Source organism: Corallococcus aberystwythensis, from assembly GCF_003612165.1.
Classification (GTDB): domain Bacteria; phylum Myxococcota; class Myxococcia; order Myxococcales; family Myxococcaceae; genus Corallococcus; species Corallococcus aberystwythensis.
Genome location: NZ_RAWK01000203.1, coordinates 1 through 19,445, shown reverse-complemented (window position 1 = coordinate 19,445; position 19,445 = coordinate 1). Strand labels below are relative to the sequence as shown.

14 protein-coding genes are annotated in these 19,445 nt (G+C 70.6%); 11 read left to right on the top strand and 3 right to left on the bottom strand.

Annotated elements, in window-relative coordinates; all coding sequences use genetic code 11:
* The first annotated feature begins 218 nt into the window (after window positions 1–218).
* The 9 genes from D7W81_RS28585 to D7W81_RS28545 all read left to right on the top strand — a co-directional run bounded on the left by D7W81_RS28585 (window position 219) and on the right by D7W81_RS28545 (window position 13,532).
* On the top strand, window positions 219–2,075 hold the full coding sequence (locus tag D7W81_RS28585; protein WP_120558563.1) for a sensor histidine kinase: 1,857 nt from the start codon (window positions 219–221) through the stop codon (window positions 2,073–2,075).
* A gap of 268 nt (window positions 2,076–2,343) precedes the next feature.
* On the top strand, window positions 2,344–4,215 hold the full coding sequence (locus D7W81_RS28580) for a cytochrome c3 family protein (protein ID WP_120558562.1): 1,872 nt from the start codon (window positions 2,344–2,346) through the stop codon (window positions 4,213–4,215).
* Between the two features lie 27 nt (window positions 4,216–4,242).
* The gene (locus D7W81_RS28575) at window positions 4,243–5,406 is read left to right on the top strand and encodes an FIST signal transduction protein (RefSeq protein ID WP_120558561.1); all 1,164 of its coding nucleotides are present in this window, start codon (window positions 4,243–4,245) and stop codon (window positions 5,404–5,406) included.
* Window positions 5,407–5,413: 7 nt separating this feature from the next.
* Window positions 5,414–8,380: a response regulator gene (locus D7W81_RS28570; RefSeq protein ID WP_120558560.1), complete on the top strand. Its 2,967-nt coding sequence runs from the start codon at window positions 5,414–5,416 to the stop codon at window positions 8,378–8,380.
* On the top strand, window positions 8,373–8,792 hold the full coding sequence (locus D7W81_RS28565; protein ID WP_120558559.1) for a response regulator: 420 nt from the start codon (window positions 8,373–8,375) through the stop codon (window positions 8,790–8,792). Before D7W81_RS28570 ends, D7W81_RS28565 begins: the two co-directional genes overlap by 8 nt.
* A gap of 212 nt (window positions 8,793–9,004) precedes the next feature.
* On the top strand, window positions 9,005–10,399 hold the full coding sequence (locus D7W81_RS43730; protein WP_244227489.1) for a tryptophan 2,3-dioxygenase family protein: 1,395 nt from the start codon (window positions 9,005–9,007) through the stop codon (window positions 10,397–10,399).
* Window positions 10,400–10,401: 2 nt separating this feature from the next.
* Window positions 10,402–11,541: an aminotransferase class V-fold PLP-dependent enzyme gene (locus tag D7W81_RS28555; RefSeq protein WP_244227488.1), complete on the top strand. Its 1,140-nt coding sequence runs from the start codon at window positions 10,402–10,404 to the stop codon at window positions 11,539–11,541.
* Window positions 11,538–12,584, top strand: coding sequence for a methyltransferase (locus tag D7W81_RS28550; protein WP_244227487.1), 1,047 nt, complete (start codon window positions 11,538–11,540; stop codon window positions 12,582–12,584). The genes D7W81_RS28555 and D7W81_RS28550 overlap by 4 nt, the downstream gene beginning before the upstream one ends.
* 285 nt (window positions 12,585–12,869) lie before the next feature.
* Window positions 12,870–13,532: a dienelactone hydrolase family protein gene (locus D7W81_RS28545; RefSeq protein ID WP_120558557.1), complete on the top strand. Its 663-nt coding sequence runs from the start codon at window positions 12,870–12,872 to the stop codon at window positions 13,530–13,532.
* Window positions 13,533–13,551: 19 nt separating this feature from the next.
* On the opposite strand, the gene D7W81_RS28540 is transcribed toward D7W81_RS28545, so the two are convergent.
* A complete protein-coding gene (locus D7W81_RS28540) occupies window positions 13,552–14,241 on the bottom strand; it encodes a response regulator transcription factor (protein WP_120558556.1) in 690 nt (229 codons plus the stop codon).
* 232 nt (window positions 14,242–14,473) lie between these two features.
* On the opposite strand from D7W81_RS28540, the gene D7W81_RS28535 reads away from it, so the two are divergent.
* Window positions 14,474–16,408, top strand: coding sequence for a CheR family methyltransferase (locus D7W81_RS28535; RefSeq protein ID WP_120558564.1), 1,935 nt, complete (start codon window positions 14,474–14,476; stop codon window positions 16,406–16,408).
* On the top strand, window positions 16,405–17,661 hold the full coding sequence (locus tag D7W81_RS28530) for a sensor histidine kinase (protein ID WP_120558555.1): 1,257 nt from the start codon (window positions 16,405–16,407) through the stop codon (window positions 17,659–17,661). Before D7W81_RS28535 ends, D7W81_RS28530 begins: the two co-directional genes overlap by 4 nt.
* Before the next feature lie 11 nt (window positions 17,662–17,672).
* Here the strand turns inward: D7W81_RS28530 and D7W81_RS28525 are convergent, their stop codons facing one another.
* Together D7W81_RS28525 and D7W81_RS42510 are read right to left on the bottom strand one after the other, a co-directional pair.
* Complete coding sequence (locus D7W81_RS28525; protein ID WP_120558554.1) at window positions 17,673–18,740, bottom strand: chemotaxis protein CheB; 1,068 nt, start codon at window positions 18,738–18,740, stop codon at window positions 17,673–17,675.
* Window positions 18,741–18,860: 120 nt separating this feature from the next.
* A complete protein-coding gene (locus tag D7W81_RS42510) occupies window positions 18,861–19,280 on the bottom strand; it encodes a hypothetical protein (RefSeq protein WP_158621707.1) in 420 nt (139 codons plus the stop codon).
* Window positions 19,281–19,445: the final 165 nt, after the last annotated feature.

Genomic DNA, 19,445 nt, shown 5'->3' with positions numbered 1-19,445 from the left:
GCCCGGGACGCCATCCCCCACCGGACAGCCCCACCGCGTCCTGCCGGCCGGAGACCTCCCCTCCTACCAGGTAGGCTCCATGATTCCGGGACAAACAGGTAAAAACAGGGTTATAGGATACCCTGCCCGGCAGTGCGATGTCGCTCACCCCACCTTTTCGGTGATGTTGAGGGTCCTTCTGCACAGAAGCGCTCGGTGCCGTCGGGGGGGAGTGCCACATGTTGCGACGTTGGACCTTCGCTCAGCGGGTTGGGGCGGGTCTGTCCGTGTGCCTGATGGCCGGACTCATCCTGCTTGCCACCCTGCTGTCAGCGGCCCACACACTCACCGTGGAGGATGGGGCCTTCCTCCATCACGTCTCCGACATCCTCACCGGCCTCCTGGGCCTGGGCGCCCTGGCCGCGCTGGTGATGGTGGTGCGCAACGCGCTGGGCCCCATGCACGCGGAAGCCGTGCAGAGTGAACAGCGGTTGCACCTGTTCATGGATGGCGTGAGCGACTACGCGCTGTGCTTCCTGGAGCCGGACGGAACGGTGTCCTGCTGGAGCACGGGCGCGGAGCGGCTCACCGGGTGGACGTCCTCGGACATCGTGGGCCAGCGCTCGGAGGTGCTGCACGTGCCGGACGCGGTGACGCACGGCCTGCCCGCGTCCCACCGGGAGCGGGCCGCGCGCGAGCGGCGCCTGCAGTCCGAGGGCTGGCGGCTGCGCAAGGACGGCTCGCGCTTCTGGGCGGAGACGCTGCTCACCGCGCTGTACGCCGAAGGCGGCACGCTCCAGGGCTTCGCGGAGGTGACGCGCGACATCACCGAGCGCAAGCGCACGGAGCGCATGCAGGCGCTGCTGGCCGAGGCCGGCCGCGTGCTGCAGCCCCAGGCCGGCGCGGGTGAGCTGGGCGCCGCGCTCACCCGCCTGTGCGTGCCGGAAGTGGCGGACGCGTGCGTGCTCTATCTGCCGGACGGCCGCGGCGCCGTGCATCCCGGCGCGGTGGCGTGCACGGACACCGCCACCCATACGCGGCTGTGGGAACCGCTGCTGCGCCAGCCGTCCGTGGACGAGCCCGGTCCCGCGCGCGTTGTCCACACCGGCCGCGCCGAGCGCTTCGCGGAAGTCGACCCGGACCGGCTGCCCCCTTCCGTCAGCGACAGCGCCTGCGCGGAGCTGTGGCGCGCGCTGGGCGTCCGGTCCGCGCTGAGCGTGCCGCTCATCGTGGACAACCGCGTGCTGGGCGCGCTGTGCCTCCTGTCCACCCGGCCGCACCGCCACTACGGCGCGGTGGACCAGGCCTTCATCGAAGAGCTGTCCGCCCGCGCCGCGCTGGCGCTGGACAACGCCCGCCTGATGGCCGCGACGCAGAACGCGCTGGAGCTCATTGGCGTGGCGGCGCACGACCTGGGCAACCCGCTGAGCTCGCTGCAGCTGCGCCTGCGCCGCGTGCGCATGCAGTGCGCGCCCGCGCACGGTGAGGACTCGCGCCTGCGCGAGGGGCTGCTGCTGGCCGAGGACGAGACGAAGCGGCTGGGGCAGCTGGTGCACAACCTGCTGGACCTGTCGCGCCTGTCCGGCGGCCGGCTGACGCTGGAGGCCCAGCCCATGGACCTGTCGGAGCTGGCGCAGGAGGTGGCCACCCGCCACGAGGACCAGGCCGCCGCCGCCGGCTGCGCCCTCACCGTCCACGCCCAGGACCTGGCCCGCGGCCGGTGGGACCGCCAGCGCCTGGACCGCGTCCTCACCAACCTGGTCAGCAACGCCCTCAAGTTCGGCCGGGGCCAGCCGGTGGAGGTGCATGTGAACGTGGATGAGGACTCACACCGGGTCCGCATGTCGGTGCGCGACCACGGCGCCGGCATCCCCGCCGAAGCCCAGCAGCGCCTCTTCACCCGCTTCGAGCGGGTCACAACGGACAGCAGGGCGCCGGGCTTCGGACTGGGCCTCTACATCGTCCGCCAGCTCGTCGAAGCCCACGGCGGCACCATCCGTGTCCACTCGAGGCTGGGAGAGGGCTCGGAGTTCACCGTCGAACTCCCGTTCACCCCGGAAGCCCCGGTGGAGGTGGCACAAGCGATTCGCGCCTGACCCTCCTGGGTGGGTTGCGCCCCACAGCCCCTTCTCATTCAGTCACCAACAGTCCGGGTTCCCCTCTGAGCAGAATTATTCTCAGAAGTTGAAGTCGTCTGTTGATTATGGATATTCTCCGTGTGGCTAGAAATGCTCGTTCCCAGCAAAAGCGGGATTTGAGCATGACCCTCCGCCAGCGTCCCCCCGACGCAAGGGCACCCGGGTCCACTGGCCGCGACGCTGCTCCGGCAGCCGTCCGCACATACGCGTTCGGAGGAGTCCCCTCATGGGTGGAGCTGTCACGATTTGGGAGCGGTGTACTCGCACTTCCCCCCGCCTGTTCACGGCGGGCCGCGCGAGCCTGCTGGCGACGCTCGCCAGCCTGACGGTGGCGTGCGGTGGTCCGGAAGGCGCGGAGCTGGCCCCTTCCGTGGAGCTGGAGCCTGCTTTCGCGGTCCAGGACCAGGCGCTGTCGGATGACGCGTCCCTCAAGGGTGGCAGCAGCGGCAACGGTTCCTCCGCGCCCGTGCCCCTGGCGCTGGAAGTGGACAACGGCGAGGGCGTGCCCCTGAAGGTGAAGGCCGGGCAGCGCTTCTGGGTGAACCAGATCGACCTGCGCGCCTCCATCTTTGCCTCCAAGGACGAGGGCGTGGACGGCCTACGCCAGAACAGCGACTTCCTGGCCATCGGGTGGGGCGGTGTGCGTCTGGCGGACCAGGAGTTCGTGGGCCTGTCCAACCCGGACGGCACCTTCACCCGCCGCCGCTTCTACCGCGACGCGGCCTGGATGAAGGCGACCAGCCTCTTCACGGTGGAGCCGGTGGACGCGCGCGGCGTGCTGACGGGCGCGCCGGTGCTCTTGAACATCGGCAGCGACGACACCCGCCGCACGGAGCGCGACGACTTCTTCATCCGCCGCATGCGCGCCATCCAGTGGACGCGCGACTGCCGCTCGCTCACGGACTGCTCGGGCGCCAAGGCCTACGAGGAAGAGGCCCTGGTGGAGCTGCGCAACGCGTATGAGCACGCGAAGAAGCAGACGCTCACCTTCACGTCCCGCACGGTGGGTCTGCGCCTGCGCTGGAGCCTGCGCCCGTTCGCCCCGTACTACATCCCTGTCACGCAGGTCTCCAAGCCGGCGTACAGCTACGGGTTCGGCATCGACATCAAGCCCGTGACGGCGCCCCGCAAGGACGGCACGTATGCCCCCGGGTCGGACGTCACCTTCCAGATGACCCTGAAGGACGGCCAGGGCAAGCGGCTGCACCCGGCCGGGAGCCTTCCAACCTACAATGAGGTCGCACCGCCGGGCGCTCCCGGCAATCCGGCGGGGATCCAGTACTATCAGGCCTTCTTCAACCCCACGACGACGTACTACCGCCGCAAGCACCAGGAACGGATGATGATGACGCAGCTCATCGGGCCGGCGCAGGACATCCAGCCCATCCGGAGCATCGTCGACCTGGAGGCCTTCCTGGATGACTCGCAGGACGTGCAGACCATCGCCACCCCGGCCCGTGACGGCGTCTACGCGCAGTTCATGACCTTCCCCCCGGCCAACAAGCTCTTCGGCGGCGCCTTCTTCCCCAACGACGGCCGTTGGGACGCGCCCGTGAGCGACACCTGGACCTACCACCTGCCCGCGGACGCGAAGCCCGGCACCTACCTGGTGACCGCCAAGGCGCGCCGCGTGTACCTGGGCGAGGACCGGCCGGCGTCGCGCACCATCGAAATCCAGGTGGGGACGAAGACGCACACGTCGGCCGTGCTGACCACCGGCCCCTGCAACACCTGCCACAGCAAGGGCGGCGAGCTGGGTGAAGTCCTCCATGCGAACGACAACCGCGCCGCGTGCGCGTCGTGCCATGCTCCGCTGGGCTTCGAACTGGAAGGTCCCATCTTCGTGCGCACGCACTTCATCCACTCGCGCTCCAACCGCTTCGACGCGCCCCTGGAGAAGTGCTCGTCCTGCCACCTGAAGCAGGAGACCACGCAGCGCACCAGCAAGGCCGCGTGCCTGTCGTGCCACAAGAGCTACCCTGACAGCCACGTGGAGAAGTTCGGCCCCATCGAGAGCATGTACGTCGGCGGGGGCCGCGAGTCGTTCCAGCAGTGCACCGGCAGTTGTCACAAGACACACCCCGGCGCCGGCTTCTAGCCGCCGCCGGTTCGCACGGAGGTCCTCATGGCGCACGTGAAGATGCAGACGGCTCGTTCCACCCTCACGGATCCAGTCGCCGTCGCCGAGGACCTCCTGCGCCAGTTACACGGCCCCCCGCCGAAGCTGGTGACGCTGTTCGCGGCCCGTCAGCGCGACCAGCGCGCGCTCAACCGCGCGGTGCGCGAGCGGCTGCCCAAGGACACCCGGCTGGTGGGCGCCACCACCGCCGGGGAGCTGGACAACAACGGCATCCACGAGAACAGCGTCGTGCTGGGCGCGCTCTCCGGCGACTTCGAGGTGGGCCTGGGGCTGGGCAGCGGCCTCACCGGGGACGCCATCGCCGCGGGCGCCATGGCCATCAAGCGCGCGTGCGAGGAGCTGGGCGTGCGCCAGCAGGACCTGGACGCGCGCCGGTACGTGGGCCTCGTGATTGACGACGGCTTCCGTTACAAGAAGGAAGAGCTGCTGCTGGGCATCCTGGAGAAGAACCAGACCCTGGTGCTCGTGGGCGGCGGCGCCAGCGATTCGGAGACGGACCCCGCGCGCCAGTCCGCGCTCATCCACGTGGATGGTGAGGTCGCCGGCGACGGCGTGCTGGTGGCCCTCTTCAAGACGAACGCCCCCTGGGCCGCGCTGCGCTCGCACTGGTACGTGCCCACCGGCGAGCGGCTGACCATCACCAAGGTGGATGAGACGCACACGCGCGCCCTGGAGATCGACGGCCAGCCCGCCGCCCGGCGCTACGCGGACATCCTGGGCGTGGAGAACATCGCGGACCTGGAGTTCGGCCGGCCGGGCGGCTTCGCGCTGCGCCCCACCGCGCTCAAGGTGGGCCGCGAGTACTTCATCCGCGCCGCGTGGCGCCCCCTGGAGGACGGCTCCATCCTGTTCGCCAACCTCCTGGAGGAGGGCAGCGAGCTGGACCTGATGAAGGCCGGGGACCTGGCGGGCATGACGCGGGACTTCTTCCAGGAGGAGCTGCCCAGGCGGGTACAGAACCCCCAGGCCGCCCTCCTGTTCCACTGCAGCGGACGCCTGTGGTACGCGCAGGCTCAGGGCATGGTGCCGAAGCTCTCCGAGGCCCTGAAACTCGCACCTTCGTCCGCTGGGATGAACGTGCAGTTCGAGATCTACTCGGGGTTCCACATCAACACCACGCTGACCGTGCTCGCGTTCGGCTCCAACTAAAGAGACCATGGCCCACCACCCGTTCGATGTGGCCCACGCGGAAGCGCCCCTCGGTTACACCCTGTCCCTGCTCCTGGTGGGCAGTGAGCGTGAGACGCGCGCCATGCGCGACGCGTTGGAGAAGGAGGACATCCTCTCCATGCTCACGCTGGAACCCGTCGGCACACGGGAGGCCCTGGAGCAAGCGCTGGAGCGTCCCTGGGCGCTGGTGCTGGTGGGGTCCGAAACGCCGGGCATGACCTGGGAGGATGTCCAGGCGGCCTGGGTGAAGCGCGGCCGCGAGCCGGCCTTCGTGGTGAGCGCGCCCACCTGGAGCGCGGACACGCTGGCCGCGGTCATGCGCGCCGGCGCGCGCGACTACGTCAGCGAGGACCGCTACGGCCACCTGCCCTTCGTGGTGGCGCGCGAGCTGCGCCTGCACGCCGAGCGCGCCCAGCACCAGATGACGGGCGTGGAGCTCAAGCGCACCAACTACCTGCTCAGCAACATCATCGACGCGCTGCCCTTCGTGCTGTTCGTGAAGGACGCGGAGACGCGCCGGCTGGTGGTGGCGAACAAGACGTTCGCGGACGCCTTCAGGGTCACCAAGGAGTGGTTGCTGGGGAAGCTGGACCACGACTACTTCCCGGCGGAGCAGGCGGAGTCGTTCATCGCCATCGATACCGAAATCCTCGAGACGCGCCGGATGAAGACGTTCGAGGAGATCGCCCGCGCGGACGGCGTGGACCGCATCTTCGCCACGCGCAAGATTCCGCTCGTGGACGACCAGGGCGTCGCGCGCTTCGTGCTGGGCGTCACCGAGGACATCACCGAGCGCAAGAGCAACGAGGCCGCGCTGCGCGCCTCCAAGGATGAGCTGGAGGCCGCCAACAAGCAGCTGGCCGCCAGCCTGGAGGAGATCAAGAAGACGCGCGCGGTGTCCGCGCGCTCCCTGGCGAGCTACCAGCAGCGCGCGCTGCAGATGGAGATCATCCGTCAGCAGAACGAGGACCTGGACCGGCTGGCCCAGGAGCTCTCCGTCGCCAAGCGCAATGAAGAGGAGCGCGCCCGCGAGGCGGAAGGCGCCGTGCGCCTCAAGAGCGAGTTCCTGGCGAACTTCAGCCACGAGATCCGCACGCCGCTCAACGGCATCATCGGCTACTGCGACCTGCTCATGCGCGAGGAGGGCAGCCGCCTGACGCCGCACGGCCGGCGCGACCTCAACGTGGTGAAGACGAACGCCAAGACGCTGCTGGCGCTCATCAACGACATCCTGGACCTGTCCAAGATTGAAGCGGGCCGCGTGGAGGTCGTCACCGAGCCGGTGGACGTGCAGGAGCTGGCCGACGAGTGCATGGCCACGGTGAAGGAGTACCTGAAGGGCAAGGACGTGGCCCTCACCGTGAACGTGGACCCCGACGCGAAGGAGATCCGCACCGACGCGCTGAAGCTGCGGCAGATCATGCTCAACCTGCTGAGCAACGCGGCCAAGTTCACCGACACGGGCGAGGTCGCGCTCACGGTGGTGCCCGCGGGCGGCGGCGAACTGCTGATGACGGTGGAGGACACCGGCGTGGGCATCCCGTCGGATCAGCTCGCCTTCATCTTCGAGAAGTTCCGCCAGGTGGACGGCACCACCACGCGCAAGGTGGGCGGCACGGGGTTGGGGCTCGCCATCGTGCGCGAGCTCACCCGCGTGCTGGGCGGCACGGTGGACGTGAAGAGCACGCTGGGGCGCGGCTCCACGTTCACGGTGCGGCTGCCGGACGTGCTGGCGACGACGGTGGGCGCGGACAGCCCGCACGCCACGGAGCGCCTGGTGCCGGTGCAGGACGTGGCCCAGCGGCTTGCGCCCATGGCGCGCCCGGGCAGCACGGTGATGGTGGTGGATGACGACGTGCTCATCCAGCAGCTGGTCACCGGCCAGCTGGAGCCCGCGGGCTTCAAGGTGGTGACGGCGAATGACGGCATCGCCGCGCTGAAGCTGGCCCGCGAGGTGAAGCCGCAGGCCATCCTGCTGGACATCCACCTGCCGCGCATGGACGGCTGGTCCGTCCTGAGCCAGCTCAAGAGCGACCCGGCGCTGGCGGCCATCCCGGTCATCCTCGTGTCGGTGGAGGAGCAGCGCGCCCGCGGCTTCAGCCTGGGGGCGTGCGAGTACCTGGTGAAGCCGGTGGAGCCGGAGCGCCTGGTGGACGTGGTGCAGAAGAGCCTGGCCTCCGCGGGCGCTTCCGCCGCCACGGGCGACGTGCTGGTGGTGGACGACGACGCGGCCACGCGCGAGCTGGTCAGCCGCAACCTGCGCCGCGCGGGCTTCTCCACCAACGAGGCGCGCAACGGCGAGGACGCGCTGCTCAAGGCGCGCGTGTCGCCGCCGTCGCTGGTGGTGCTGGACCTGATGATGCCGAACCTGGACGGCTTCGAGGTGCTGCGCCGGCTGCGCGCGGAGAAGCTGTCCGTGCCGGTGGTGGTGCTCACCGGCAAGACGCTCTCCAACGACGAGGAGACGCTCCTGCGCGACGGCTTCGCCGGCTTCGTGCGCAAGGGCGGCCACGCGCTGGAGGACGTCATCGCGCAGGCCAAGGGGCTGCTCATGTCCCAGCGGGCGGCCAGCGCGGGCAAGCTGCCCCGCGTGCTGTACGTGGAGGACAGCGAGCAGAACCGCGACATCGTCCGCCGGTACCTTGGCGGGCTGTATGACCTCATCGAGGCGGAGGACGGCGAGCAGGGGCTGGAGCGGGCCCGCAACGACGCGCCGGACCTCATCCTCATGGACCTGTCCCTGCCGCGGCTCGACGGCTGGGAAGTCACGCGCAGGCTCCGCGCGTTGCCGGATGGGCAGAATGTGCCCGTCATCGCCGTCACGGCGCACGCGGGTCGCGAATACCAGGACAAGGCACAGGCGGCCGGTTGCACGGCCTACATGACCAAGCCCCTGGACCGCGACCAGCTCATCGAGACGATTCGTCAGTACCTAGGGAGAAGCCATGGCTGAAGCAAAACCGCGCGTCCTTGTCGTGGACGACGATCCGGACCTGCTCGACCTCGTACAGCGCTCGCTGAGCGCGTACGGGTTCGATGTGCAGACCCACACGTCCGCCCTGGGCGTGTCCAACATCGTGCGCGCCTCCGAGCCGGACTTCGTGCTCATCGACGTGAATTTCCCCGCCCTCAAGGGGGACAAGGTGGTGGGCCTGGCGCGCCAGTACGCGCCCCCCGGCACCCGCTTCATCCTCTACTCCGCCTCCGACGAGGCCAAGCTGCGCTCGCTGGCCATCTCCTCCGGTGCGGACGGCTACATCTCCAAGAGTGTCCAGGGCGCGGACCTCGCGCAGAAGCTCAATGCCATGCGCCTGAAGCCGCGGCCGGCGTCGCCCAACCGGAATCCCTCACCGGTTGAGAGCTGACCCACCCCGGGGGTACGCCCGACCCCTCGGGCTACCCCACCCTCTGGATGGATAGGAATCTCGAAAATCGATAACCAGCAAGCCCTGTATGACTTGAAGTTCACCAAAAGGGCTGTAAGGTAGTCGCTTCTAGAGATTTACGCGCTCACTGTTCCTCCCTACTGGGGCGCGCTCTACCCACCACGAACTGCCTGCGTCCCCCCGGAGGCACCTTGCACACGTCGACCGATTACAGCCACGCGGAAAAGCTGAAGCTGGAGCTGACTCAACCGCTGTTCAACCAGATGTTGAAGAAGTGGGTGGGCACCGGCGAGCTGGACTACGAGCGCTACCTGCACACGGGCACCCTCCTGTCGCTGCAGTCTCCGGAAGACGAGCTGGTGTCGCACGACGAGCTGATGTTCCAGATCGTCCACCAGTCGCAGGAGCTGTACCTGAAGCTGGCGTCGCGGGAGATGGTGGAGGTGGTGGCGGAGCTGGATCGCGACTCGCTGTGGTCGGTGGTGGCCCGGCTGACGCGCGTGCAGAAGATCCTCGCGAGCATCAGCTCGGAGATGTCCATCCTGGAGACGATGACGCCGGCGGAGTACCAGGTCATCCGCCGCAGCCTGGGCAGCGGCAGCGGGCAGGAGTCGCCGGGCTACAACACCTTGCGCCACGCGGCGGACGGGCTGGAGTCCGCGATGGAGCGCATGCTGGAGCGCCGCGGGCTGACGCTGTTCCAGGTCTATTCGGCTGGGGGGCCGAAGGACCTGCAGCACGTCTGCGAGCAGCTGGTGACGGTGGATGAGACGTTCCAGGGATGGCTGTACGCGCACTATCAGCTGGTGCGCCGGACGATTGGCATCGACCGCACGGTGAAGGCGCTGGACGGGCTGCCTTCGCAGGTGCTGCAGGCGCGCATGACGCTGCCGCTGTTCCGCGCGCTGTGGGACGTGCGCGTGGAGCTGACCGCGGGCTGGAAGCGCGAGGGTGGCTACGCGCCGGGTGAGTCGCGCACCGGTGGTGGCTGCCCGATGGCCGCGATCAACGCGATGAAGGACGCGGAGACGCACGCGCCGATGGCCCACGCGCAGCACGCTCCGGCGTCGCACGTGCACCACGCGCCCGCGGCCCATGCGCAGCCGCACGTGCCGTACGCGGCGACGGCGCACGCGTCCACTGCGCATGCACATGAGGCGCGCGTTGGCGGCGGCTGCCCGATGCACGCGATGAACGCCCAGGCGGCGCACGCAACGGCGGCCCACGCTCCGCACGCCTCGGTGGCGCACGCGGCCCACGCAACGGTGGCCCACGCCCATCCTGCTCCGGCGGCGCACGCGGCCCATGCAACGGTGGCCCACGCCCATCCTGCTCCGGCGGCCCACGCGGCCCATGCAACAGTGGCCCACGCCCATCCTGCTCCGGCGGCACACGGAGCCCATGCGCAGCACGCGCCGGTCGCCCACGCTTCCGCGCCGCACACTGCGGCGGCCCCCGCTCCGGTGGCGCACGGGCCGCATGCGCCGGTGCCCCACGCTCCGACCCCTCACGGGACTCACGTGCATCCGCACGCCGCCCATGTCTCGGCGTACGCTCACGCCCAGGAGCTGCGGAGCCAGTCGTGACCGTGGCGGCACTCCCGGGAGCCCTCCGCGCGGAGTACCCGCTGCTCCAGACCTGCACGTACCTCAACAGCAACTCCACCGGGGCGCTGCCCCGGGCCGTCGAGGGCGTGCTGGCGCAGTACTGGAACACGATGCGCGCGTGGCGCGATGACACCTGGGACAAATGGCTGTCCCAGATGCAGGCGTACGCGGACGGCGTGGCGGGCCTCATCGGCGCGCCCGCGGGTTCCGTGGCGCTGGACACGAACCTGAGCGCGCACCTGTCGCGCCTGGCCTCGTGCCTGGAGTTCACCGGAGAGCGCCGCCGCGTCGTCATCACCGACCTGGAGTTCCCCACGGTGCCCTTCATCTGGAAGGGCTTCGCGCGCTACGGGGCGGAGCTCGTGGTCGTCCCGTCGAAGGACGGCCGCGTGGACGAGGCCGCGCTGGAAGCGGCCATCGACTCACGCACCCGCATCGTCTGCGTCGCCCACGGCGCCTTCGCCACCGGCGCGGTGCTGGACGTCGCGCGCATCGCGAAGGCGGCGCACGCGGCCGGGGCGCTCATCGCCACGGACGCGTACCAGACCGTGGGCACCGTCCCCATCGACGTGCGCGCGCTGGACGTGGACTTCCTCATGGGCGGCGCGCACAAGTGGCTGGGCGGCTCCGAGGCGGCGTTCATGTACGTGCGCCCGGACCTGCTCCCCTCGCTCCGCCCCGCCGCCACCGGGTGGCTGGCCGGCGCGTCCCCGCTCGGCTTCCAGCAGACGACGGACTACGCCCCGGACGCCCGCCGCCTGATGGGTGGCACGCCCGCGCCCCTGATGGTGCTGCTGTCCCGTCCGGGCCTGGAGCTGATCCAGGGTGTGGGCATCCACGCCGTGCGCGAGCACTCGCTGAAGCTCACGGACCGGCTGATGGCCCGCGCGGACGAAGCGGGCCTGCGCGTGGTGACCCCTCGCGAGCCGCACCAGCGCGGCGGCGTGGTGGCGCTGAGCTTCTCCGGCGACGCCCGGGTGACGGAACGGCTGGTGGCGCGCGGCTTCATCTGCAGCCACCGGGGCTTCCTGCGCGCCGCGCCGCACTTCTACAATACGCCCGAGGAAGTGGACGCCTTCATGGACGCGCTCCTCGAAGAGCAGCGCAAGGAAGCCGCATGAGCAGCCCGATGCCGCCCCTCACGCGCGAGGCCCCGTCGCCCCGCGCGCTGCTGCACCTGTTGTTCAACGGCGCGCGCGCGCTGGACGTCGTGGAGACGGCCCTGAACCTGGGCCTGCTGGACGCGCTGGAGCCCGGCCCGGTGACGCTGGGCGAGCTGGCCACGAAGCACGGCCTCGTCCCCAAGCGGCTCTACAAGTTCCTCGACTGCCTGGAGAGCCTGGGGCTCGTGCAGCGCGAGCAGACCAGCGACGCACTGGAGGCGACGCGCTACCGGGGCGTGCCCGGCCTGCGCGCGGCGGCGGACGCCGTGCTGGGCGCGAACTCCCTGGAGCGCGACCGCGAGAAGTACGACTGGAAGGCCCTGTACGGCCACATGCCCCAGACGCTGCGCGGCCAGCACTCCATGTCCGCCACGTCGTTCGACTGGCCTCCGCGCACGCCCGAACAGGTGGAGGGCTTCGAGGCCAGCATGGCCGCGGGCCTGGGCCCCATCCTGGAGACGTTCCGCACGCACGCGGGCACCCTGTGGCCTTCCGAGGCCCGGCTGCTCGACGTGGGCGGCGGGGACGGCACGCTCGCGGAAGCCCTGCTGCGCCAGCACCCGGCGCTCGCCGTGGACGTCTACAACCTGCCCGCCACGGAAGGCCTCGTCGCGCGCACGCGCGAGCGCGCGGGCCTGTCCGACAAGCGGATGGGCTTCGTGGGCGGCGACTTCCTGAAGGAACCGCTGCCCCGGGGCTACGACGCGCTGTCGTTCGTGCGCGTGCTGCATGACTGGCCCGCGGAGGTGGCGCGGTCGCTGATGCAGGCCGCCTTCACCGCCCTGCCCTCCGGCGGCCACGTGCTCATCTGCGAGGAGTTCCGCACCCCGGAGCGGCTGGCGGCCCAGTTCTTCTGGTCCTACTTCCTCATCGGCGTGGACACGTGCGTGAGCCGGCTGCGCGAGGTGGAGTTCTACCTGGAGGCCCTCACCGCCTCGGGCTTCACCCAGGCGCGGGTGCTCCCTGGCCCCTTCGAGCTGGTGGTGGCCACGAAGCCCTGAGCAGCACCCTCCCCGGCGGGTCCTCCCCATCCGCCGCGGCGCTGTCCTACGCTGGACACCCGGTACCTTCCGGCAGGTCACAGCGGGAGGGGCAGTGCTCAAACTGTGTCTCAGCCAGACGCTGTAAACAGCCAAACGCAGACGGGAGGAGCCTGTATGCCAGGTCCCCGGTCACGAACGGGGTTGAAGGCGGTAGGGCAGGACCACGGGTGGCAAGAAGCGCGGGAGTCCGAAGCGCAGCGTGGTGGCAGATCGGCGGCGCGCACGCATCTGGAGCGCGAGGTGATGGTGCCGGTCGATGACGCCGTCCTCGTCCGGGGACGGCTGGCGGTACCCGCGGGGGCCCGGGGCGTGGTGGTGCTGGCGCGCGGCAGCGACAGCAGCCTCCAGAGTCCACGGCTCGCGCAGACCTCGCGCCTGTTCCAGGCGATGGGGCTGGGCACCCTCTTGATGGACCTGCTGACCAGCGAGGAGATGGAGGAGCGGCGCACGCGGCAGCTGCGCTTCAACGTGGGCCTGCTGGGCATGCGCATGGCGGGCGCGGCCCGGTGGCTCCAACGCGAGGGCCCCGCCCAGGGCCTGCGCGTGGGCTACTTCGGCGCGCACACCGGCGCGGGCGCGGCGCTGGCCGCGGCGGCCTTCCGGCCGGACCAGGTGGAGGCCGTCGTGTCGCGGGGCGGCCGCCCGGACCTGGCGGGCGCGGTGCTGCCCAAGGTGCAGGCCCCCACGCTGCTGCTGGTGGGCGGCGCGGACACGCTGGGCCTGGACATCAACCGCCGGGCCTACGAAGCGCTCCGCTCCGACAAGCGCATGGACGTCATCCCGGGCGCCACCCACCACTTCCAGGAGGACTCGGAGCTGGAGCAGGTGGCGGAGCTCGCCGGGGAGTGGTTCCTCCAGCACCTGGGGGGCCCCAGAGACAGCGCGGAGGAAACCGCGGCGCCCTGAGGCCGGACGACGCCGGACCTCAGGCCAGCACGGGGCGGGGCACGCCCAGCTCGCACGCCAGCACCGCGAGCTGGGCGCGGTTCTCCGGCCCCAGCTTGCGGTAGATGCTCGTCAGGTGGGCCTTCACCGTGCGCTCGGTGATGCCCAGGTGCGCGGCGATCTTCAGGTTGTCCGCGCCCGCCGCCACGTAGCCCAGCACCTCGCGCTCGCGCAGCGTGAGCCGCGTCAGCGCGGAGGCCGGCACCTGCAGGTCCTCCAGGTGCATGGCATTGGCGTGGAGCATGTCCACGGGCAAGAGCCGCTCACCCCGGGCCACGCGCGCCACGGCGCTCACCACGTCGTCACAGCCCACGTTCAGCTTGCACAGGTAGCCGGCCGCCCCCGCCTGGAAGCAGCGCTCCACCACGTCCGGCTCGCGGTGGCCGGACAGCACCAGCGCGCGCACCTGCGGATGGAAGTCATGCAGGTACTTCAGCGCGTTCAACCCATCCTCCACGCCCTCGCGGCCCACGTGCTCCAGCCGCAGGTCCACCACGGCCACGTCGGGCGCGGCCGCGCGCACGTTGGACAGGAACGTGCCTGTCTCCGCGCACCGGGCCACCACCTTCATCCCCGCGCCTTCAAGAAGGGCCACCAGGCTCTCACGGAACACCTGCTGATCCTCCAGCAGCGCCACGCGGATCTCCCGGCCCGATGAGTTCAGCTCCATGGATGACACCCTTGCCTTCCCATCGTTTGGTCATCACCCCCTGGGAAGAGCCTTGAACCCTATGCCATCCCGTAGGCCCCTGTGAAACCACTGCATGCATCGGAACGGCGGAGGAGAGGGCCAGCGAACGTTTTGTCGTTGAAGACCCAGACGAGGAGTATGCCCGGTGCTGCTCCTGCTAGAGAGGATTGCGGGTCTTGCCCGGATGAAATCACTGGGCTACTTCCTGAGCATGGCGACCAAGCCCCCCCGCGATAGCGAGCTCGAAGCCATCCTGGAGAAGGTGAGACAGGTCCGTAACTTCGACTTCCGCAATTACAAGCGCGCCACGTTGCAACGGCGTATCGAGCGGCGGATGCAGGCCACGCGCTGCCGCAGCCGGGCCGCCTACCTGGCGCTGCTGGAGCGGGACCCCGCGGAGGTGAACACGCTGGTCTCATCCATGCTCATCAAGCTGACGAGCTTCTTCCGGGACCGGGAGGTCTGGCAGGCCTTGGAGCAGAGCATGGCGGAGCTCGTCCGCCAGCGGCCGGACGCGGAGCTGCGCATCTGGAGCGCCGGCTGCGCCACCGGCGAGGAGGCGTACTCGCTGGCCATCATCGCGGCGGAGGCGCTGGGACCGGGCTACCCCGGCGCGGAGCTGAAGGTGTTCGGCACCGACGTGGACGAGGACGCCATCACCACCGCGCGCCGGGGCATCTATACGCCGGAGCAGTTGGAGAACGTCTCCCCGGAGCGGCTGTCGCGCTTCTTCGTGCGCACGGGCAACAACTACACGGTGCGCAAGGAGATCCGCCGCGCGGTGGTGTTCGGCGTGAACAACCTGGTGTCGGACGCGCCGGTGTCGCGCATTGACATCATCCTGTGCCGCAACGTCTTCATCTACCTGGACTCCGACCTGCAGAAGCGGGTGCTGGCGCGCTTCCAGTTCGCGCTGCGCCGCAACGGATTGATGGTGCTGGGGCGCTCGGAGCTCATCCCCTTCGCGGCCCGGCTCTTCCGCCCCATCGACCTGGGGCGGCGCATCTACCGCAAGGACGGCCACTCGGAGGTGACCAGCACGACGCAGGACCGGCTGCCCCCGGAGCCCTCGTCCCTGCCGCGCATCATCGAACCCAGCGCGGACTTCGAGCGCTCCTTCCTGCGCAACCTCCTGGACTCGCACCCCTGTCCGCACATCGCGACGGACAACGACGGCACGGTGACGCTCTGGAGCCGCGCGGCGGCCCGCATGTGGAGCCGCAACGAGGGCGAGGTGCTGGGCAAGAAGCTGGCCGCGCTGGGCCTGGCGGGCCTCGGCGGCGACCTGCTCATCGAACAGAGCCAGCGCGTGCGAAGCGGCGCCTCCGAGCGCGAGACATCCGACGGGCTGATGGAGGCCGCCAACGGGGAGCCCATCGCCCTGCGCACCCAGGTGGCGCCCCTGCGTGACAAGGAGGGGGAGCGCCAGGGCCTGCTGTACATCGTCCATGACACCACCCACCTGCGCGGCGTGGAGCAGGCCCTGCGCGCGACGCAGGAGGAGCTGCAGGCCATCAACCTGCGGATGCAGTCCTCCACGGAGGAGCTGCGCGCGTCCAACGAGGAGCTGGAGACGACCAACGAGGAGCTCCAGTCCGCGAACGAGGAGCTGCAGACGACCAACGAGGAGCTCCAGTCCACCAACGAGGAGCTGGAGACGACGAACGAGGAGCTCCAGTCCGCCAACTCGGAGCTGGACGCCACCAACCGAGAGCTGGCGCACCGCACGCTGGAGATGGACGCGCTCACCTTCTGCCAGCGCACCATCATCCGCACGCTGTCCGCCGCGGTGCTGGTGCTGGACGGCGACGGGCGCATCACCACCTGGAACCTGGCCGCGGAGCGGCTCCTGGGCCTCACCGAGCGCGAGACGATAGGCCAGCTGTTGTGGTCCCTGCACGTGCCCGCGCTGAAGCGCGCGCTGCTGCTCAAGCTGCGCCGCCAGCTGAAGGAGAAGCGCTCACTGCGCATGGACGGCATCCCCTACCAGCTGCCGCACGGGGGCAAGGGCAGCGCCACGCTGGTGGCCACGCCGCTCATCACCGACACGCACGTGCTGGGCTCCATCATCCTCTTTGAAGACACCACGCGGGCCACCGCCCTCCAGGAAGAGAACCGGCGCCTGCAAGAGAAGCTCAAGGAATGAGCCCCCGCCGCGTGACCCCGGCCGCGCCTTCCACCGCCCCGGGTGCCGGCGCGCAGGAGTCGCAGGGGCTCCTGCACAAGTACCGCGAGCTGCTGGCCAAGCACGCCGCCCTGGTGCGCAAGCTGGGGGAGAACACCCGGCGCCAGGTCGTCACCTTCAAGCTGTCGCACTGGGCGTTGGACACCAGCGACAGCGCGCTCGCGATGATGAACGCCACCAGCGTGGTGCTGGCCAACAGCCGCTGGCACGCGCTGGGCCGCCTGCGCGGGCCCTGGCGGCGCGAAGAGGACGGCGCGGAGCGGATGGCCCTGCGCGACGTGGGACAGGCCGAGGCCGAGGCGGTGCTCGCGCTCACCGGGGGCGGCACTCGCGTCACCCGCTACCGGCAGGCGCGCGAGGCGGCACCCCGGGTGCTGGAGGTGCGCGCCGAGCGCGTCACCGGCCACCTGAAGGGGCAGGTGCTGGTGCTCGCGCGGGACATCACCAAGCAGGCGCGCGCCGAGGAGGAGCTGGCGAACGCGCGAGCCACCCTGCTGGAGCGCGAGAAGGTGCGCGCGCTGGGCGAGCTGGCGGCGGGCATCGCGCATGACCTGCGCGCCACGCTCAACGCCATGCGGCTGCGGCTGGAGCTGCTCCAGCGCGACGTGGGCCCCACGGCAAAGGGCCAGCAGCACCTGGACGCGCTCACGCGCATCGTGTCCGACGCGGAGATGCGCGTGGGCCGGCTCCAGGACTTCTCCCGCGGCAAGCCCGGCACCGTCCTGGAGCGCGTCCAGCTGGCGGACGTGGTGCACGACGCGGTGGACATCGTCCGGGGCGGCATCGAGCACCAGGCGCGCCAGGGCGGCCATCCCCTGCGCCTGGACGTGGAGCTGCCGGAAGGGCTGCCCCGGGTGACGGGCTCGGCCATGGAGCTGCGCTACGTCATCATCAACCTCCTCATCAACGCACGCGACGCCATGCCCCGCGGCGGCATCATCCGCGTGCGGGCGTCCAAGACGGGCAAGCTCGTGCGGCTCACCGTGGAGGACGAGGGCACCGGCATCCCGGAGGAGCACCTGCCCAACATCTTCAAGCCCTTCTTCACCACCAAGGGGGACAAGGGCACCGGCCTGGGGCTGTCCATGGCCCACGGCGTGGTGACACAGGCGGGCGGCACGCTCACCGGAGCCAACCGCGCGGAAGGCGGCGCGGTGTTCACGCTCACCTTCCCCGCGCTGAAGCCGCTTCGAGCGCGAGGCAGGATGCGCTGACGCGGGAGGCTTCAGCCCGTCCGCTCCGGCCCGCCGGAGACCTTGGGCTCGGGAGAGGCCGCGTCGGCCGGAGACGCCGCGTCGGCCGGAGGCGCCGCGAGCACCGCCCGGCGCAGGAGCTCCACCTGGGACTCGGTCGTGCGGGCGCGCTCCTCGAAGCGCTGCGCGGACCGGTCATGGCTGCGCTGCCGGGCCTGCGCGGCCAGCCTGCGTGACAGGGACGCGCTCTCCTCCAGCGCGCGCAGCGCGGCCCACAGCGCACCGTCCAGATGGCTCTGCTGCGAGCCGGACAGCGCCTCCGCCGTGTACGCATGGCCCGTGCGGCAGCGGAAGCGCAACAGGCCATCCTCCTCCAACTCGAAGAGCACGCCGCCGCAGTCGGGGCAGCCGTAATAGGACGGCTTCGCGTACTCCAGCGGCGAGGGAGGATCCTCCATGGAGGGAACGTCCACCGACATCGCCTTCACCTCCGTCTCCACCTGCCGCGAAGGCTTGCGCGAGCGCGGGGCCACGGGCGTGTCCACCAGCCGCGTCAGCAGCGCCCCCATCTCCACCAGGGGCACGCAGTGGTCCACCGCCACGAACTCCAGCGCGCTCCGGGGCATGTCCGGACAGAGCGCGTCCTTCGGGTCCTGCACCACCGCCAGCCCCCCCTCCTTCTTCACCGCCAGCAGGCCGCTGGTGCCACAGTCCAGCGCGCCCGTCAGCACCACGCCCACCACGCGAGGCCCATGCGCGCTCGCGGCCGAGCGGAACAGCGGATCCACCGCCGGCCGGTGCCCGTTCTCCTTGGGCCCCTTCACCACCTTCACGTGGCGCTGCTCCACCAGGAGATGTCTGTCATTGGGTGCCACGTAGATGCGGCCCGGCTCCAATGCCTCTCCGTCCTGGGGGTGGCGGGCCGGCAGGGAGCCGGAGCGGGAGAGGATCTCCGGCAGGTAGCTGCGGTGCTGGGCCGCCACGTGGAGGACCACCAGCACGCTGGCGGCCAGGTCCCGGGGCAGCTGCTGGACCAGCTGCATCAGTGCCTCCACGCCGCCCATGGAAGCGCCGATGACGATGATGTCGTGGCGTTGCACGTTCCTCCCATCCCCTGCCGGAGCGCGAACGGACCTCGCCGCGTCTGCTTCAAGCTAGGCAGGTCCGGAACCCCGTGCAGAGACGCCCCGCGGGGACAGGCACCGTCGCCAGGCGGGCGGTCAGCCGCGCTCCTCCAGGGGCCATCGGCCGGTGGGCCCTCCGAGCGGCGGAAGGTGGGCCTTCTGCGAGGACACCTCCGCCTCCGCGTCCGCCCGGGCCGCCTCGGCTTCGGCCCGGCGTGCCTGGGCGGCGTGGAGGGAGGCCTCGCGCTCCATCAGGCCGGCGTGGACATGGGCCCGCTCGCCGTCGCGGTCGGCCCAGCTTCGCTCGAATTCGCTGCCCCCCAGCTTCGCCACGGCCTGATCCGCCAGCAGCACGACCTTCAGCGCCCGGGCCCGCTGCTCACACGCCTGGGCGAGCGCGTCATAGGCCTCCGCCTGCGCCCGTGCCGCCGCGGCCTCCAGCCGCCGGGCCTCCGCCCGGAGCTCCAGCGCGTGCTCCCGCGAATCCGGCCGCCGCGACTTGCGCTGGGAGCTCATGGCGTCGTCCCCTTCAGGTAGGGAGGCCACCCACCCACGGCCGTGGCCCGTGTTCTCCACAAAGCTGGGGACGGACCTCCGGGCTGCCCACCCGGTGGGGTGAGGCGAGTGGTTTCAACCGGAAGTTTCCAGAAAATTCCAGGGAGGCTGGCCAGAGGGGAGGGG

Bases quoted from the DNA above. Each gene is read 5' to 3' on its own strand.
- D7W81_RS28585 (WP_120558563.1), top strand. From the start codon at position 219: ATGTTGCGACGTTGGACCTTCGCTCAGCGGGTTGGGGCGGGTCTGTCC.
- D7W81_RS28580 (WP_120558562.1), top strand. From the start codon at position 2,344: ATGGGTGGAGCTGTCACGATTTGGGAGCGGTGTACTCGCACTTCCCCC.
- D7W81_RS28575 (WP_120558561.1), top strand. From the start codon at position 4,243: ATGGCGCACGTGAAGATGCAGACGGCTCGTTCCACCCTCACGGATCCA.
- D7W81_RS28570 (WP_120558560.1), top strand. From the start codon at position 5,414: ATGGCCCACCACCCGTTCGATGTGGCCCACGCGGAAGCGCCCCTCGGT.
- D7W81_RS28565 (WP_120558559.1), top strand. From the start codon at position 8,373: ATGGCTGAAGCAAAACCGCGCGTCCTTGTCGTGGACGACGATCCGGAC.
- D7W81_RS28550 (WP_244227487.1), top strand. From the start codon at position 11,538: ATGAGCAGCCCGATGCCGCCCCTCACGCGCGAGGCCCCGTCGCCCCGC.
- D7W81_RS28545 (WP_120558557.1), top strand. From the start codon at position 12,870: ATGGTGCCGGTCGATGACGCCGTCCTCGTCCGGGGACGGCTGGCGGTA.
- D7W81_RS28540 (WP_120558556.1), bottom strand. From the start codon at position 14,241: ATGGAGCTGAACTCATCGGGCCGGGAGATCCGCGTGGCGCTGCTGGAG.
- D7W81_RS28535 (WP_120558564.1), top strand. From the start codon at position 14,474: ATGGCGACCAAGCCCCCCCGCGATAGCGAGCTCGAAGCCATCCTGGAG.
- D7W81_RS28530 (WP_120558555.1), top strand. From the start codon at position 16,405: ATGAGCCCCCGCCGCGTGACCCCGGCCGCGCCTTCCACCGCCCCGGGT.
- D7W81_RS42510 (WP_158621707.1), bottom strand. From the start codon at position 19,280: ATGAGCTCCCAGCGCAAGTCGCGGCGGCCGGATTCGCGGGAGCACGCG.